Source organism: Anaerostipes sp. PC18, from assembly GCF_039789045.1.
In the GTDB taxonomy this organism is placed as follows: domain Bacteria; phylum Bacillota; class Clostridia; order Lachnospirales; family Lachnospiraceae; genus Anaerostipes; species Anaerostipes hominis.
Genome location: NZ_CP121164.1, coordinates 501,317 through 518,671 on the forward strand (window position 1 = coordinate 501,317; position 17,355 = coordinate 518,671).

Genomic DNA, 17,355 nt, shown 5'->3' on the forward strand with positions numbered 1-17,355 from the left:
AGAATGAAAAAATGGGGGAAAAGAATTATTTCGGGTGTGATCGTAGCAAGTCTGCTGACGGCGGCTGCGATATCGGGATCAGAACAGGGCACAGCCACAGTGTCTTCAGTTGTTCAGGCCGGCACAGAGACGAGTTTTATGGGGAAACTGCTTGAAGGTGGATACATCGATGTATTCACCTCCTGGACTCAAGAAGAACAGAATAAATTTTATGACAGGTTAAGTCCTAAGGAAAAGTCTGTGTTTTTGGAAGTGACAAACTGTCAGATCATCAGAGAACTTATAAAAAGTGAACGGACAAAAGAGGAGTTAGAAAGATTTTTTGACCGGCTGGAGCCTTATTTTCTGATGCTGAAAAAAGGGAGTCAGGAGAAACCGGATGAAGAGATTGTTATTGAGTGTATAAATCAGATTGAGGGAAAAGATTATGAATCTTTAGAACAATATTTAAAGCAGCTGGTATCGGAGAAACATGGTTATTATCTGGATTTTTACACTGCTCTGAAACGGGTGAAGGACGGGAAATCAGAAATAGAGAGTGCAGTGAATGATTTATATAAAAACCTTGGCTTTCTCAAGGAAGACAAAGTTCCTGCTAAGCCAGACAAAGTATCTCCGCTGCCTGTTCAGGTACAGAAAAAAGCAGCGAAAGCTGTTTCAGATGGATATTCTAACTTTAAAGCCGTGAGTTCTCTCAAAGCTTTAAAGGACGCAGTGGCTTCCGTAGAGAAAGGCGAGAAAATAGCAGTCCGTGTGGATAAGGGCTTTAATGTGACATCAGCGATCAGGACGAACGGTCGGCATGTGAAGATTTATGCAGATGGTGAGAGCGCACATAATCTCAACAGGGCTGTGGGATATAAAGATGCCATGTTAGAAGTAAACGGAGGGTCACTCACATTAGGAGCCTATGACGGAGATGGAAGAGCAAAAAATAATCTGTACATTAACGGGAAAAACGTTGCTGCGTCAGCTCCCATGATAGAAGTTACATCAGGACAGCTGTATCTAAATAAATACAGCCGTATCATAGACGGATATTTTTTGGCAGACTTTGCAGGAGGGGCAGGAATTGCCATGAATTCCGGTACATCCTGTTATATGTTCGGAGGGAAGATTGACAGCTGCCGGGCAAAGAGCAGCAAAGACGTGTCTTCCAGTTCGCCGAAATCTTCCCATGGAGGCGGTGTCTTGGTCGGCAATGGTGCTTCTTTTTACATGTTTGCAGGGTCGATAGAACACTGCCAGGCGATTCATGGCGGAGGCATTATGAATTATGGAACCCTGAGGCTGTATGGAGGTACAGTTTCAGACTGTGCGGCGTCCAACAAAAAGAAGGACGCTCTCGGAGGGGCAGTTAAAGTGCAGGGAGCGATCGAAACAGATGGAAAAGTAAACTCTACGAAAGGTGATCTCGGCGTCTGGAAATATACGAGATCCGGTACATGGGCTGTGAATGGAAAGGATGGATATCAGCAGAAATCCACCACAGGCGTGGTATTAAAAAATAATCAGGCGGATGCAGGCGGAGCCGTATGTTTAAACAACGGTTCAAACGGAGCCATACAGGACTGCAATATTTATGGAAATCACAGCAACGGAAACGGGGCAGGCATCTGTCTGTCAAACGGCAGTTACAAAAAGGGGGCGGCTCTGGAAATAAAGACAGGAGCAGTAATCCATGGAAATGAAAGCAAAGGCTATGGAGGCGGGATTTACTGTGCAGATTCTGTGAAGGGCTCCCTGAGAGGTGGAAGCATGTATGATAACTCGGCAGTATATGGCGCGGGTGTCTACCATGAGGCAGAATTCCGCATGACCGGAGGAACTGTAAGAAATAATCATTCTGGCAATTCTGGGGGCGGGATCTATGCAAAGGGAAAACTTTCTATGACAGGCGGAGAGATTTCTTCCAATACTGCCGCCACATATGGGGGAGGAGCCATCTTGAAAAATGCAGGAGGCTCTTTGAGCGGAGGAAGTATAAAAAACAATACTGCATCTGTAAACGGTGGAGGACTTCAGATAGACGGAGCAGTCTCATTTTCAAATGTATCGGTTAGTTCCAACAGCGCTTCCGGGAAGGGCGGCGGTATCTCGGTAAGTTCTGCCGGCACGTGCAGTTTTAGCAGCGGCAATGTCAGCGGAAACACCTCAAAGGCAGGCGGAGGGGGTATTTACATTGACGGCACCTGCAAGGCAAACGGAAGCAATTTTACAGGAAATCAATCTTATGGAGACGGGGGAGCTGTTTATATAGCCAGCGGTACTTTTACAACGTTTCAGGCTAATCAGGCAGTGAACATCCAGGGAAACAGTGCATCGGGAAATGGATCAGGCATTTATAACAGGAATACTGCGATCCTGAACAACAACGCCCATATCTTAAACAATCAGTGCAAAAATGGTACACAACGGGGTATCTTTCATGAAGGAAGCCTGTTTTCAATAGAGGGACATACGGAGATACAACAGGAAATTTATCTCGCAAAGGATCGGTTTATTACGGTCTCCAATCGATACTTTTCCAACAGCAATTCACTGACTGCCAGAATTTCTCTTGATGCTGCCAATATACGGAATGGCTATGCGGCAGTAAAAGGAAACATATCTAATTCTGCGGACAGTAATTATAAAACAGGAGATGCATTGCTGAACAATCAGTCTGTGAATGGAAGATTTATGTATGCAGGCAGTGGATATGTCATGAGACCGGGAAATTTAAAAAAATCATCTTCCGGCTGTGTTCCATACAGCATTGTTTTGAGTCAGGCATATCAGATTCGCTATGATAAAAATTCAAAAGAGGAGGTCATGAACATGCCCACGGCAGCAGTTAAGTATTGGGAGGAGGACATAAGGCTGTCGGCTTTGACACCTTCCGGTGGATCGGGCGTGTTTGTTGCATGGAATACGAATGCAGATGGAACAGGAGACGGGTATCAGCCGGGGAATGTTTATACAGCAAATGCGGATGCGACGCTTTTTGCACTGTGGCCCCATTACAGGGTGGAGTATCTGCCGGGGATTCAGGGTGCCGCTGGTACGACGGACAGCCAGGAACAAAACAAATCTGAAAATATACTGTTGAGGAAAAACAGTTTCCGGTCATCAGAAGGGAAGTTTATAGGATGGAAACAAGATATCAGCAGTGCCCGTAAGAGAAGAGAATTGGAACCTGTTGGATATAAAGAATTAAAAGAAGAGCGGGAAAGGGGGAAATCAGATCATATCTTGGCATTTGCAAAAAGCTATAAGAAAGTAAATGCATCTGTGAATTTAGATAATAAAAATAGCTTATTGAATGCTGAGGATATATTTTTTATGGAAGGCCAGTGGGACAGTAAGCCAGACATTATTTTGCATGATAAAAAGACTTTTTTAGAGAATGAAAAAATAAGAAAGAATGATTTATTAAAAGCTGTAAAGGGTTGTTATGATGATGAAGACGGAGATTTGACGGAAAAAGTACAGATTATAAAATTAGATTATGGAACAAGTATGGAAGGATACCGGCCGGAACCCCAAAACTTTTCTGGAGGAATGAATGATACAGATGTAATAGACACTTATTTTATGAAGCTTGAAAAAGATGAGACCGTAGAAGTCAAAGTTATTTTTCAAGTTGAGGACAGTGTTGGAAATGTGGCAGAAAAAGAAGGTACGGTATATGTAACTTATAACAATCCTCCCAAATTACATTCACAGAATCTTGCATTTTATCAGAAAGATTTAGATAACAATCCACAAACTGTTCTTAAAGAAATACTTGAAAACTATCAGGTAGAAGACTTAGAGGATGACAAAAGCGGCCTGAAAGTACCTGTATCTGTTGTCGATCCGATACCGATGCAAATTGAAAAGTTAAATTCCGTAGGTGAGCATAAAATTGTTTATCAGGCAATAGATTCTTTGGGGAAGAAAACAAAACTTGATTCGACAGTATACATCGCCGAGAACAATCCTTTTAAAGACTCATATAAATATAATGTAAGATTTATAAATAAGAAATATTTGTATACGTTGAAAGAGTCGAGTAAATGGAAGAAAGACGGGAAATTAAACGCTCAGCTCACAAGCCAGCTGGAAAAAACAAGGGAAGATGCTGTGTTAAAATATGAATTTAAAATCAAGAAATAAATAGACAGGGGATGGCGAGAGTTATTCCCTGCAATTCTCAAATTAGTACATAGAATTTTTTTACTTATTTTGCCATGATATATTTATGAGAGAGAAGATACTAAAAACTATATCATATTAACCAGGTGGAGATGTTATGATAAAATTATATTAGTATCTTGTTTATTTGTAATAGTGATTTTTAGTAATTAGAAGCGGAATGACAATTCATGGGGAAACTAGTTACGCCGAAACCATCGGTGAGCCAGAATGGAAGTCATTGGAAAAGGGAGTTATACAGGAAAGATTAAGCGGTATTTTGTGATAGTTCCAAAGAAAGCACAAATCAGGAAGATAAAAGCCGGGAAAAAGCAGGCAAAAGTCTATGTCAGAAAAAGTCCCGGGAAGCCAAGCGGTTATCAGATCTGCTGGTCAGCGGGCAAAAGTTCTCTAAGTCGAAGTCGGTATCTGCTGCCAGAACAGCCATTTTGGAAGTTACAGCCCGAGAAAAAGGGTGAGAGCAAAATAAAACGGGTGTTATCCCAGAATTGCCAGGGAAAACGGATGAAAGTACTGCCCCGTCTTGGTATAATGGAATATATATCAGTTATATAAAGAGAAAGGGATGGAGCATATGAGAGCCTTTGATAAATGGTGGTTTAGGATAAAACCCCAAAAAATCATTTTTTTAGATATCGACGGTGTGCTGAATTCTATGGAACTGTTTGATAAATTGGAAGAAAGTAACATCGAGCCGTTCATGGGCATTGATGTGGATGAAGATAATTTAGAACAACTAAGATATATAGTGGAGAAGACGGGGGCGCAGATTGTACTGTCGTCAAGCTGGCGCCATGCGTGGCATGAGAAAGGGCCGTTGATCAGGGTGGGGAGAGCATTAGATCAGGCCATGGCTTCCTATGGCATGAAGATTATATCAAAAACAAAACATCTCCATAAGGGAAACCGCTCACTGGAAGTAAAAGACTGGATGCGCGGGAAACGCATCCGGTCTTTTGTGATCCTTGATGATACGGATTATGATTGGGAAGAGAACAGCCTGGGAGAGCACTGGGTCCGCACAAGCTTTATGGAAGGCGGGCTTACAAGAGAACTGGCCCAAAAGGCAGTGTATATTTTAAATCAGAGTTCCTAATCCAGGATAATCCCTTCTGTAGAAATGGTAATGACATTGAGCGGAATGGATTTTTTACTCTGTTCCAGGGCAGTGCGCACGGCATATTCCAGCCCTCCGCAGCAGGGGACTTCCATCCGGGTTACGGTGACGCTCTTTAAATTGTTTTGACGAATGATTTCTGTCAGCTTTTCCGAGTAGTTCACAGGGTCCAGTTTTGGACATCCAACTAAGGTGACTTTCTCTTTCATAAACTGTTCGTGGAAGTTTCCGTGTGCGAATGCCGTACAGTCGGCGGCAACCAAAAGGTGGGCGTTGTCAAAGTACGGGGCGTTCACAGGCACCAGTTGGATCTGAACCGGCCATTGGCGCAACGCACTCTTGTTATTTTTTCTTTGGTTTTTAAGGACTGCCTCTTTGTCATAGTCCGGCGCTTCCCTGTCTTCAAAGGAGATCGCACCGGTCGGACACATTGGAAGGCAGTTGCCGAGGCCGTCGCAGTAATCATCCCGAATCAGTTTTGCTTTTCCGTCGATCATCTGAATGGCTCCTTCATGACAGGCAGAAGCGCAGAGACCGCATCCATTGCACTTTTCCTCATCTATTTTTATTATTTGTCGTATCATTCTTATTTCCTCCTTGAGTTTGTAATCCCATCATACTATAATGAGCACAAGTTGTCTGTTGATAAATCAACACATTTATAGGAGATGTGAAAAAATGGAGCAAATTTTATACCGCAGTCCCCTGTTCCGCGGAATTAAAGAGAAGGATTTAGAAGGGATGCTGGGCTGCCTGTCGGCCAGAAAAGAAACGTATGCTTCCAGGGATGCCATCTGTCTGAATGGAGACAGGATGGAAGAAGTGGGGATCGTAGTGGACGGGGAAGTCCGGATCGTCAGAGATGATTTTGAGGGAAGAAGAGCGATTCTTGCCCATATCGGGCCGGGCGAAGTGTTCGGGGAGACCTATGGCTGTCTTCCGGATGCAGAGCTGCCTGTATCGGTTGAATGTGTCAGAGATTGTACGGTGTTGTTCTTAAACTACCATAAGGTACTGACGACCTGCAATGCCAGCTGTGCATTCCACCAGCGGCTGATTGAAAATATGGTTGTTCTTCTGGCTGAAAAGAATGTCCGTTTGAATCAAAAGCTGGAATGTCTTGAAAAGAGGACTACAAGGGAGAAGATTCTTGCATATATAAATCAGGAACAGGATAAGCAGAAAACGTCCCGGATCAAGCTTCCTTTTTCTAAAAAAGATATGGCCGATTATCTGTGTGTGGACAGGAGCGGAATGATGGTGGAACTGAGGAAACTCCAGACGGAAGGTGTTTTGTCTGTTGAGAAAAATATAATTGCGATTGGAGAGAGATAGAATGAAGATCAGTGACGTAATGACAAAGATGATAGAGTATTATCAGGGAGATTCCAAAAGAGTCCAGCACTTTATGAAAGTGTATGCCTATGCAAAAGCTATCGGGGAGCAGGAGGAACTGGAACCGGAACTGCAGGAGATCTTGGAGATTGCTGCGGTGACTCATGATATTGGAATTAAAAAAAGTGAGGAGAAATACAATAGCAGTTCAGGAAAATACCAGGAGATAGAAGGACCGGACGAAGCCAGAAAGCTTCTGGGTGAGTTCGGTCTGAAAAATGAAACCATGGACAGAATCTGTTATCTGATCGGGCATCATCATACTTACAGCCGGATTGACGGCATAGATTATCAGATCCTTGTGGAAGCCGACTTCCTTGTGAATCTGGAGGAGGATAAGAGCGGAATGAAAGCCGCGCATAATGTGAAGAAAAAAATATTTGTTACCAAAACGGGGATTCATTATCTGGAAAATCTATTTTTTGAAAGATGACAAAAAATCTAAAAAAGTTCTTGATTTGGGCTTTTTGATATGGTAAAGTATAGAAGTCACAGGAATGAGACATGCCCAGATAGCTCAGTCGGTAGAGCAGAGGACTGAAAATCCTCGTGTCGCTGGTTCGATTCCGGCTCTGGGCATTACAGAGAATTGAAAAGACTCTGTCATATATGCGGGTGTAGTTCAATGGTAGAACTCCAGCCTTCCAAGCTGATCACGTGGGTTCGATTCCCATCACCCGCTTAGCAAGCCTTTTAGAGATATCTCTAAGATGGCTTTTTTCTTTCTTCCGCGGCAGATTATACCGGGCCTGTAAAAGATGCGGGATCAAAAGAGCGAGGAAAAGGAGAGGATCGTTCATGGAACTTACGGTGAGACAGTTTAAAAAAGAAGATTTAGAAGAGATGACAGCGATATGGAATCAGGTGGTAGAAGAGGCCAATGCGTTTCCACAGGAAGATTTTTTTTCTTTAAAGGAAGCAGAAGATTTTTTTGCAGGGCAGTCTTACACTGGGGTGGCTGAATCAGACGGAAAGATTCTTGGCCTTTATATACTGCATCCAAATAATGTGGGCAGATGCGGACATTTATCCAATGCGTCCTATGCAGTCAGCAAGGATGCAAGAGGCCGGCATATCGGAGAGCAGCTGGTTTTGGACTGTATGGAAAGAGCCAGAGAGCTGGGATACAAAGTCCTGCAGTTTAATGCGGTGGTAGCGTCCAATCAGGGTGCGCTGAGACTTTATGACAGACTTGGATTTCAGCGGCTCGGGACAGTGCCCGGAGGCTACCGTTTGTCAGACGGCAGATACGAAGACATTATTTTATTTTACATCACACTGTAATATAATAAAGAAAACTATAGATGAAAGAGATTCATAAAGGAGAAGGTCATGGATTACAATGAATTGGCGCTGAAGATGCACGAAGAAAACAGAGGAAAAGTGGCAGTAAGGTCAAAAGTGACGGTTGAGACGAGAGAAGATCTGAGTACGGCTTATACCCCCGGAGTGGCAGAACCTTGCCGAAAAATCAGGGACTGCAAAGAGGATGTGTACCGTTACACTGCAAAAGGAAATTTGGTAGCTGTAGTTTCTGATGGAACTGCTGTGCTTGGTCTTGGTGATATCGGACCGGAGGCGGCTATGCCGGTTATGGAAGGAAAGGCTATTTTATTTAAAGAGTTTGCCGATATAGACGCATTTCCGGTCTGTCTGGATACGAAAGATACGGAAGAGATCATAAAGACAGTAAAATATCTGGCGCCTACATTCGGAGGGATCAATCTGGAAGATATCTCTGCGCCGAGATGTTTTGAAATAGAACGCCGGCTGAAAGAGGAACTGGATATACCGGTATTCCATGACGATCAGCACGGAACAGCCATCGTCGTGGCAGCAGGGATGATCAATGCGCTGAAATTTGTGGGAAAGAAGCTGGAAGATGCAAAGGTAGTTATCAACGGAGCAGGGTCTGCCGGGATTTCTATCTGTAAGCTTCTGCTTCAGTTCAGAGTAAAAGACGCGGTGCTTGTAGACCAGAAAGGTGCCCTGTGTCCGGGGGAAGAGTGGATGAACGATGCACAGAAAGAAATGGCGGAAAAAACAAATAAGGACAGGCAGACAGGAGAACTTCGTGAGATCATGAAGGGAAAAGATGTGTTTATCGGCGTTTCTGCACCGAATATTGTCACATCAGAAATGGTCGCTTCCATGGCAAAGGACCCGGTAGTATTTGCTATGGCGAATCCGGTGCCTGAAATCATGCCGGATGAGGCGAAAAAAGGCGGGGCAAAGGTGGTAGCTACCGGCCGTTCCGATTTTCCGAATCAGATCAATAACGTGCTGGTGTTCCCTGGAATCTTCCGCGGGGCTTTGGATGCCAGAGCTTCTCAGATTACAGAAGAAATGAAGATGGCGGCGGCCCGGGCTATCGCGGGAATTATAACAGAAGAGGAGCTCAGCGAGGATTATATTATTCCCGGGGTGTTCGATAAGCGGGTATGCAGTGCGGTTGCGGATGCGGTAAAGGCAGAAAGCAGAAAATAAATTAATGGTTGTAATTTTTGACGAAGTCTTGTAAAATATGTAGTGCACTACATATGGAGGCGGATTATGAACCAGGATAGGGAAATCGGAGCCAGATTTAAGCATATCCACGATAAGTTTACTCAGCATATGAATCAGAAACTGCGCTGTCTGAATGTGACTTATTCCCAGATGGAACTGCTTTTATATCTGGCGGAACATCAGAACCGGAAGATAACCCAGAAAGATATCGGAGAATTCATGAGAGTGAAACATTCCACGGTCATCGGTATTTTAAGGCGTCTGGAGACGAAAGGATTTTTGTACTGTGTTGTGGATGAAGAGAATAAGAGATGCCGCAATGTTATTCTTACACAGAAAGGGCTGGATTTAAAAAGTGAGATGGAAGCCCATTTAAGAGAAGAAGAAATGCGCATCAGAAAAGCATTGTCTGATGAAGAGTCACAAAGACTCTGTGAATTGCTCGGCAAAGTACTCGAAAGCCTGGAATGAAGATATAAAACAGCAGATGAAAGTGCCCTGCGGCGCTTTCATTTTTATTCCAGGAGGAGAGTTTCATAAAAGAAACTCTATTATATTCTATCATGTAGCTGGCTGCATTTACGATAAAAGGAGGAAGAAACAAATGGATAATAAAGTATTTGAATCATATCCGGTGCCAAAGGCAGTGGCCACGCTGGCCCTGCCCACAGTGCTGAGTATGTTGGTAACTATTTTTTATAATATGGCCGACACTTTTTTTGTCGGACAGACCGGAGACCCGAACCAGGTTGCGGCAGTGTCTCTGACGACGCCGGTATTTATGCTGCTCATGGCGGTAGGAAATATTTTTGGCATCGGCGGATGTTCCTATATCTCCAGGATGCTTGGAGAGGGAGAGACAGAAAAGGTAAAGAAGATCAGCAGTTTTTGTTTTTATGGCAGTATCATAGCAGGCGTCATCATGATGATCGTCTTTCTGGGAGGGATGCCGGTCATTCTGAAACTTATCGGATGCAGCCCCAACACAGAAGAATATGCACGGAGCTATCTGACCTATATCGGTCTGGGAGCTGTATTTGTCGTAATCTCCATGGCCTTTAACAATGTGGTCAGAGGAGAGGGAGCGGCGAAGGTTTCAATGATCGGAATGATGATCGGTACTATCGTTAATATCGTGCTGGACCCGGTGATGATACTCGGCATGAACATGGGAGTCGCGGGAGCGGCCATCGCAACCATCATCGGAAATATTTGTACCGTGGTGTTTTATCTGTTCTTTTTTGCGAAGATGAAGACAGGGCTTTCAATCTCACCGAAGCACTTTACGGCAAAAGAAAAAATCCTGTCCGGTGTATTTGCCATCGGGATTCCCGCATCAATCAATAATATCCTGATGAGCACTGCAAATATTATTTTGAATAATTTTCTGGCATCCTACGGCGATATTCCGGTGGCGGCCATGGGTGTGGCCATGAAGGCAAATATGCTGGTTATCCTGGTGCAGATTGGACTGGGTTCCGGTGTTGCGCCTCTGATCGGATACTGCTACGGAGCAGGCAATCTGGAGAAAATGAAAAAGACCATGAAGTTTTCCATGGCATGCAATGTGATCATGGGAACGGTTCTGTCGCTGCTCTATCTGTTGTTTACGGAGCCGATCATCCAGGCATTTATCAATGACGGATCGGTGGTAGCCCATGGTGTGAGGATGCTGAGAGTCTTAATGATCTCCGGCCCGGTCATCGGCATTATGTTCGTTTTTATGTTTGGGTTCCAGGCGATGGGAAAAGCAATACCGTCCCTGATCCTGTCGCTGAGCCGGCAGGGGCTTGTATTCTTCCCGGTCCTGCTGGTCACAAATTATTTGTTTGGACTTGAGGGGATCATATTTGCCCAGCCTGTGGCGGATTTGGCGTCACTGGGTGTTTCATTTCTGCTGTTTATAAAGATAGCAAAAGAATTAAAGGAAAGAGAAAAAGAACTGGAATTACAAAAGGCGGAAGCATAAAAAGATGGGGCTGTCGGTTAATAGACAGTCATGAATAGTGAAGGCAGCGACTCGGTGATGTCGCTGCCTTCCCTAACTTTATCCCTATAAAAAGAGAAAAAGATGGCTAACCATAACCATCTCCTCTCCGTTACATGTTATAATGTAACTATGCATAAACAAGATTATTATAACCGATTTTTCGAATTAGGACAACTAAAAATGAACTTTAACTTTTATGAATTGAGTTTACCTGATGACGATCCGGTCTTTACCCTTAAAAATGTAATGGAGGAAATGGATTTTACAGCGTTATTGGCGCAGTATTCTGGTAAGGGGAAACACGGGTATAACCCAATCATGAAATATGCAGTTCTTACATACGCAAATATGCGGGGAATTCGTGAGATTGACCGTATTGTTGACCTGTGTAAAAGAGACCTTGGATTCATCTGGCTCACGCAGGGCGAACAGCCCAAACGGGATGCCTTCTATGATTTCATAAACAAAAAACTGACACCCGAAATCTTAGATGACCTGAATTATCAATTGCTGCGACGATTAAAAAAAGAAGGTCTGATCACATTAGAATCGCTTTTTATAGATGGAACAAAGATAGAAGCCAATGCAAACCGTTATACATTTGTATGGCGTGGAACACTCAATTACCATCTGGCAGGGCTTCTTGATACCATCGATTCCCTTTATGCAAAGTATAACGAGCTCTTAGAAGAAAACGGATATGATGCAAAATACGGTTTTGGAAATGCACAGATGTTTATTATTGAGGGTATGGATAAAGTGCGGGAAGTGATTGAAAAGAACCGCAAGCGAAAACTTACAAAACACAAAAAATTACCAAACAATAAAATTATCGAAATTGACAACTGTTCTCCATTGGATCTACTAAAGCTCCAGAAAAATTTAGCAACGATAGCAGATGGTGAAGGCATTGGGTTTGTTTACGGAAAAGGTAAGAAAAAATCTGAAATCCAGCAGCTTTACGAAGAACTCGAAGGATGTGGCAAAAAACTCATGGAATACGCAGAAAGTTTTGAAATCATGGGGAAAGACCGTAACAGTTATTCGAAAACAGATTTAGAGGCAACTTTCATGAGAATGAAAGATGATCACATGATGAATGGCCAGCTCAAACCGGCTTATAATGTTCAGATTGCTGTAGAGAACTACTTTATCATTCATGGTTATGTAAGTAATGACAGAACAGATTACAACACCCTGATCCCAGTCATTCAAAAACACATCAATACTTTCGGTGAAATATTAAAGGAAACTACTGCAGACAGTGGTTATTGTAGTGAAAAGAATTTACTGTTCCTAAAAGAACACAACATAGAAAGTTATATCAAACTGCAGGATCATGAACAGAGAAAGACCCGTGCCTATAAAGAAAATATAGGAAAATACTACAACATGACAACCCAGATATTTGAGGATGAACGTTATTATGTTTGTCATGATGGCAGGGAACTGAGACATATCCGCACAGAAGAAAAAGAAATGGAAGGATATACACAAACATTGGAAGTGTATGGATGTGCTGATTGCAGTGGCTGTGAGCATAAAGCGAAATGCCTGTATAAATATAACCCAGAAAAAGATGCCGACAAAAATAAAGTTATGAAGATCAATGAGCGCTGGGAAGAATTGAAAGAAAAATCTCATGCGAATATCCAAAGCGAGAAAGGAATCCTAAATCGTCAGATCCGCTCAATCCAAACCGAAGGACATTTTGGGGATATCAAAGAAAATGATGATTTCCGGCGTTTTAATCACCGTTCAACAGATAAAGTATACAAAGAGTTTATGCTGTATGCGATAGGTAGAAATATCAATAAATATCATCGGTTCTTATGCAATAAACTCCAGAGGTTTGAAGGCAAACAGGAAGAAAACGCAGCATAAGGAAAACGTGGCTTATTTGGAAGAGCCCCTTTGTTTTGTGCGCTCAAAAATAATTACTGATCTCAGAAATAGGGATACCCTGCGGAATATGACGATGCTGAAAGGCACGTATTTCCGTAGGGTATCCCTATTTCTCTTTTAAATCGGAAAAATCGGCATTAGCCGATTCCTCCATTACTTTTTTATTCAATTTCTTCTGTCTCGATCATAAATTTGACACTGCCTTTTGTGCCTTTTGCTTTTTTGGTGAAAGTCTGGTATTTATCTCCCTGTTTTACCGTGTCATTGATCCGGTCCAGAGTATTTTGGACGTCATGGTCCATGATGTTTACCAGACGCTGGATGCCGTCCTGGTTAAACTGAATCAGGCCCGCATTGAGCGTGTCGGCACCTGTGTACAATGCGTCTGTGCCGGAGGAAAGTTTGCTGCCGCCGGATGCCAGCGTGCCAGTGGCAGAGCTTAACTTTTTGCTGCCGGAGGCTGCAGTGTGGATTCCCTGTCCGAGCTGGTTTGTTCCGGATACCAGATCACTCTGTCCGGATGAGAGATCTCCGGCGCCTTTATTCAGTTTCACTGCCGCCGAACGGAGGCTGGATGCAGCAGTGGTCAGTTCTCTGGTGTCCAGGCTGTTTAATTTTTTAAAGGATGCCTGAGTGGACGGATCGCTCAGTTTCTGGATCAATGCCTTTGCGGGAGCTAAGGAAGAGGATAAAGCCTTGCTCTGCTGGTCGATGGTATCATTCTCATCCTTCATTTTGCCCTGGATGGCCTGCATGGTTCCAATTGCTGTTCTAATATCACCAACATCAGCGGAATCAGAAACTGTTCCTCTGCCGAGCATAGCGGTGAGGCTGTCGATCTGTCCCTGAAGTGCCTGGCTGTACTGGATGTTGGCGCTTTTGATAGTTTCAAAAGAGGAAGTAATGGAGTCCAGTCCGGAAGCAAGCTCCTGAAGTTTTTGCCGGCTCGGAAGGCTGCCGGTCAGAGACTTTATGTTTTCCAGTCCGGAGGCGAGCTCCTTCATCATAGATGGAAGAGACTTTGTTTTCTTCTCCAGTTCGCTGGTCCCTGCCTTTAGATCCTTGGTGCCTTTGCTGAGCTTTTTGGCACCGGAAATAAGATCATCCTTTTTATCATCCAGAGTATTTAAGCCTTTGGACAGTTCTTTGGTTTTCTTGTTGAGGACTGCGGTGCCGTTTTTCAGAGTTTTGGAAGCATCCCTCAGCTCCTTAACTCCTGAGAGCAGTTCCCCGGAACCGTTTACCAGTTTCTCTGAGGCATTGGAGAGGGTGGTCAGAGAATCATTCAGTTCATCAATCGTATCAACTTTATCCAGGCCGAACTCTGAGAGAGTGTCGGCAGAAGCCACGGTTGCGGTCACTGTCATCTGAAAGTCCTTCACATCCGCGGTGAATTCAAAGGAATCCGGAATATCAAATTTTTGGCCGATGGCACTGTCTTTTAGCTTCAGGCTGTCAGACAGTCCGGGGAAGGCTACGCCCATGAGAATGTGTTTGCTGCCGTCGGAAATATCCCTGGCGTTTTCCATTTTTACGTTTGAGAAATGCTCTGTGGGCAGAATAACAGCGGTGATCATGGTAAACGGCGTATAGATCCCGTTATGTACATCATGGTTTGTAAACTCATAGCGTACCCGAACTTTTCCGCTCTTTCCTACCAAATCCTTCGGGCTGATTTCTTTGCCGTCCAGGTAATAAGTCACCTGCATGGAGACCGGAAGTTCTTTGTCAGTCTTTCCCTGATAATAGATGTCATTGCCGTTGGCGTCCCAGGTGATGCTGTGTTTGCTGCCCTTCTGAAAAGTCTCGTCGCCTTTCACATTTTCAATGTCATTTAAATCGGTAGCATCTTTGATTTTTGCCGATTTCTTTTTGTTTTTCAGCCAGTCGCTGACAATGACCGTCTGTGTATTGCCTTCAGCGTCTGCTTTTACATAGACAGTTTCCTCTTTTTCCTGGGAATCAGCCGCATATACTGGAGCTGCGGCCATTGAAGCGCACAAAACCAGTGAAGCTGCCATAGCCAAAGCCTTGCTCAATGTCTTTTTCCTCATGTTTAGTCCTCCTTTATTTCCTGAATATGGCCCATGCCAAATGTTGTCCTGCAAATCAATTTATCAAATATCATAAACATCGCCGGAAGGATGCACACAACGCTGACCGTACTGATGACGGCTCCTCTGGCGAGCAGAGTGCAGATAGAACTGATCATATCGATCTTGGAGTAAAGCGCTACTCCGAACGTTGCTGCAAAAAAGCTGAGTCCGCTTGTAATAATAGAAAGCATGGATGTCTCATGGGCGATACGGATGGATTTTCGTTTGGTATTCCCACGGATGCGTTCTTTCTGATAGCGGCTGGTCATAAGGATCGCATAATCGACGGTTGCACCCAGCTGAATGGTGCCTATGACAATGCTTGCCACGAAGGGCAGTTCCTCTCCCGTATAATATGGGATCGCCATATTGACACAGATGGCAAATTCAATGACGGCTACCAGAATAACCGGAAGAGATGCCGATTTAAATACGATCATAATAATGATAAAAATGGCTGCGATCGATGCGATGTTGACATTGCGGAGATCCACATTTGTCACATCGGCAAGATCTTTTGTAAGGGGAGCTTCCCCGATCACCATAGATTCTTTGCTGTAACTTTTTACGATGGTATTGATCCTGGCGATCTGCCGGTTGACCTGATCGGTTGCTGTTTTGTAGTCAGAACAGATGAACTCCATCTCATAATGGGGGCTGATCAGATTCTCACTCACTGTGCCCGGGATCATATCGGTCGGGACTGCGGAACCTACCACGGAATCCATGCCCAGGACCCATTTGACTCCGTCTACCTGTTCGATCTTTTTCTGCATCTGAGACTTTTCCTTTGCAGACATGCCGGATTTTAGCATGACCATATGGATATTGCTCATATGAAAATCGTCGCTCAGTTTCTTATTTGCAACGTTGCTCGGAAGAGACTGGGGCAGTGATTTATCAATGTTATAGTAGATCTGTGTGTTGTTATTTCCGTAAACGGCAGGAAACAAAAGGATCAGAAAGATCAAAACCGCTGCTTTGTAATGCTTCGTGATAAAGTGGGAGGCATTGGACAGGTCCGGGATGATGGACTTGTGTGTCGTCTTGTCAATCCATTTATCAAAGATCAGGATCAGGGACGGCAGAAGCGTTACACAGCAGACAACACCGATGACCACACCTTTGGCCATGACAATACCGATGTTCATGCCGAGGGCAAAGGTCATAAAACAAAGTGCGGCAAAACCTGCAATCGTCGTAACGGAACTGCCCGCAACTGACTTAAAGGTGTTGGAAACCGCATGAGCCATGGCTCTTTGCTTATCATTGTCAAACCGTACCTTGTTATCTTCATAGCTGTGGAGCAGGAAGATGGAATAATCCATCGTCACCCCCAGCTGAAGGATCGCCGTCAGTGCTTTCGTTATGTATGAGATCTCCCCGAGGAAGATGTTGCTTCCAAGGTTATATAAGATCGCGATGCCGATGCTTGCCAGAAACAGAACCGGCGTCAGCAGGGATTCCATCGTGAGGCACAGCACGAGCAGAGACATCGCCGCAGCGATTACCACATAGATTGGCATCTCTTCCAGTGCCAGGTTTTTAATATCCGTGACAATTCCGGACATGCCGCTGATAAAACACTGTTTGCCTACTACGTGGCGCATCTGGCTGACCGCTTCCATCGTTTCGTCGGATGACGTGGTGTTGTCAAACAGGGCGATCATCATCGTCGCATTCTTGTTAAAGAAAACATTCCGGATTTTTTCCGGCAGCATTTCCTTTGGAAAAGTGGTGTCTGCCAGGTCGTCGTACCAGAGAACCTTTTTTACATGGTCTACTTTTTCAATTTTGTGTTTGATCTTCTGGACGTCTTTTACCTTGGCGTCTTCCACGACGACCATGGAGAAAGCCCCGGTTCCAAATTCATCTACCATGATGTCCTGACCCTTGACTGTCTCCAGTGAATTGGGGAGATAGCTCAGGATGTCATAGTTGATCCTGGTTTTGGAAATGCCGATCAGTGATGGGATCAACAGCAGAACGGAAAGCAGAACGATCAATTTCCGATGCTTTGCGATCCATTTTCCAAATTTAATCATAATCAGTCCTCCTAAATGAATGACCAAAAGTCATTTTTCTTATTAATGGTATACTATAGAAATGACTAAAAGTCAATAATTATCCAGAATAATCTTTCGGTTTTTGAAAAATATTGACTT

General features: G+C 43.9%; 12 protein-coding genes and 2 tRNA genes. 11 read left to right on the plus strand and 3 right to left on the minus strand.

The annotated features are described in order from the left end of the window. Window positions 1-3 precede the first annotated feature (3 nt). The gene (locus P8F77_RS02830; RefSeq protein ID WP_287520242.1) at window positions 4-4,140 is read left to right on the plus strand and encodes a hypothetical protein; all 4,137 of its coding nucleotides are present in this window, start codon (window positions 4-6) and stop codon (window positions 4,138-4,140) included. A gap of 604 nt (window positions 4,141-4,744) precedes the next feature. Continuing rightward, window positions 4,745-5,275, plus strand: a complete 531-nt coding sequence (locus tag P8F77_RS02835; protein ID WP_287520248.1) for an HAD domain-containing protein — start codon at window positions 4,745-4,747, stop codon at window positions 5,273-5,275. On the opposite strand, the gene P8F77_RS02840 is transcribed toward P8F77_RS02835, so the two are convergent. After that, window positions 5,272-5,880, minus strand: coding sequence for a 4Fe-4S binding protein (locus tag P8F77_RS02840; protein WP_024728644.1), 609 nt, complete (start codon window positions 5,878-5,880; stop codon window positions 5,272-5,274). The genes P8F77_RS02835 and P8F77_RS02840 overlap by 4 nt on opposite strands. Before the next feature lie 94 nt (window positions 5,881-5,974). Between P8F77_RS02840 and P8F77_RS02845 the strand changes: the two genes are divergently transcribed. From P8F77_RS02845 to P8F77_RS02885, 9 genes are all read left to right on the plus strand, one after another. After that, window positions 5,975-6,631: a Crp/Fnr family transcriptional regulator gene (locus tag P8F77_RS02845; protein WP_287520251.1), complete on the plus strand. Its 657-nt coding sequence runs from the start codon at window positions 5,975-5,977 to the stop codon at window positions 6,629-6,631. Between the two features lies 1 nt (window position 6,632). Continuing rightward, window positions 6,633-7,124 (plus strand): HD domain-containing protein, encoded by a 492-nt coding sequence (locus tag P8F77_RS02850; RefSeq protein WP_024728642.1) that lies wholly within the window; start codon window positions 6,633-6,635, stop codon window positions 7,122-7,124. 73 nt (window positions 7,125-7,197) lie between these two features. Next, window positions 7,198-7,270 (plus strand) — tRNA-Phe (locus tag P8F77_RS02855). Between the two features lie 32 nt (window positions 7,271-7,302). After that, window positions 7,303-7,373 (plus strand) — tRNA-Gly (locus P8F77_RS02860). A gap of 116 nt (window positions 7,374-7,489) precedes the next feature. Then, entirely contained in the window at window positions 7,490-7,975 is a 486-nt protein-coding gene (locus P8F77_RS02865; RefSeq protein WP_024728641.1) for a GNAT family N-acetyltransferase, read from the plus strand. A 48-nt stretch (window positions 7,976-8,023) separates the two neighbouring features. Further along, complete coding sequence (locus P8F77_RS02870) at window positions 8,024-9,178, plus strand: NADP-dependent malic enzyme (RefSeq protein ID WP_287520255.1); 1,155 nt, start codon at window positions 8,024-8,026, stop codon at window positions 9,176-9,178. 66 nt (window positions 9,179-9,244) lie between these two features. Then, window positions 9,245-9,670 (plus strand): MarR family transcriptional regulator, encoded by a 426-nt coding sequence (locus P8F77_RS02875; RefSeq protein ID WP_024728639.1) that lies wholly within the window; start codon window positions 9,245-9,247, stop codon window positions 9,668-9,670. Window positions 9,671-9,803: 133 nt separating this feature from the next. After that, window positions 9,804-11,168, plus strand: coding sequence for an MATE family efflux transporter (locus P8F77_RS02880; RefSeq protein ID WP_287520258.1), 1,365 nt, complete (start codon window positions 9,804-9,806; stop codon window positions 11,166-11,168). 102 nt (window positions 11,169-11,270) lie between these two features. After that, on the plus strand, window positions 11,271-13,073 hold the full coding sequence (locus tag P8F77_RS02885) for an IS1182 family transposase (protein ID WP_034550782.1): 1,803 nt from the start codon (window positions 11,271-11,273) through the stop codon (window positions 13,071-13,073). A 182-nt stretch (window positions 13,074-13,255) separates the two neighbouring features. Here P8F77_RS02885 and P8F77_RS02890 read toward each other — a convergent pair whose 3' ends face one another. Both P8F77_RS02890 and P8F77_RS02895 read right to left on the minus strand, forming a co-directional pair. Next, window positions 13,256-15,148 carry an X-X-X-Leu-X-X-Gly heptad gene (locus P8F77_RS02890; RefSeq protein WP_287519935.1) on the minus strand — a complete coding sequence of 631 codons (1,893 nt, stop codon included), beginning with the start codon at window positions 15,146-15,148 and terminating at the stop codon, window positions 13,256-13,258. Between the two features lie 2 nt (window positions 15,149-15,150). Further along, window positions 15,151-17,235, minus strand: a complete 2,085-nt coding sequence (locus tag P8F77_RS02895; protein WP_024728636.1) for an MMPL family transporter — start codon at window positions 17,233-17,235, stop codon at window positions 15,151-15,153. Window positions 17,236-17,355 lie beyond the last annotated feature (120 nt).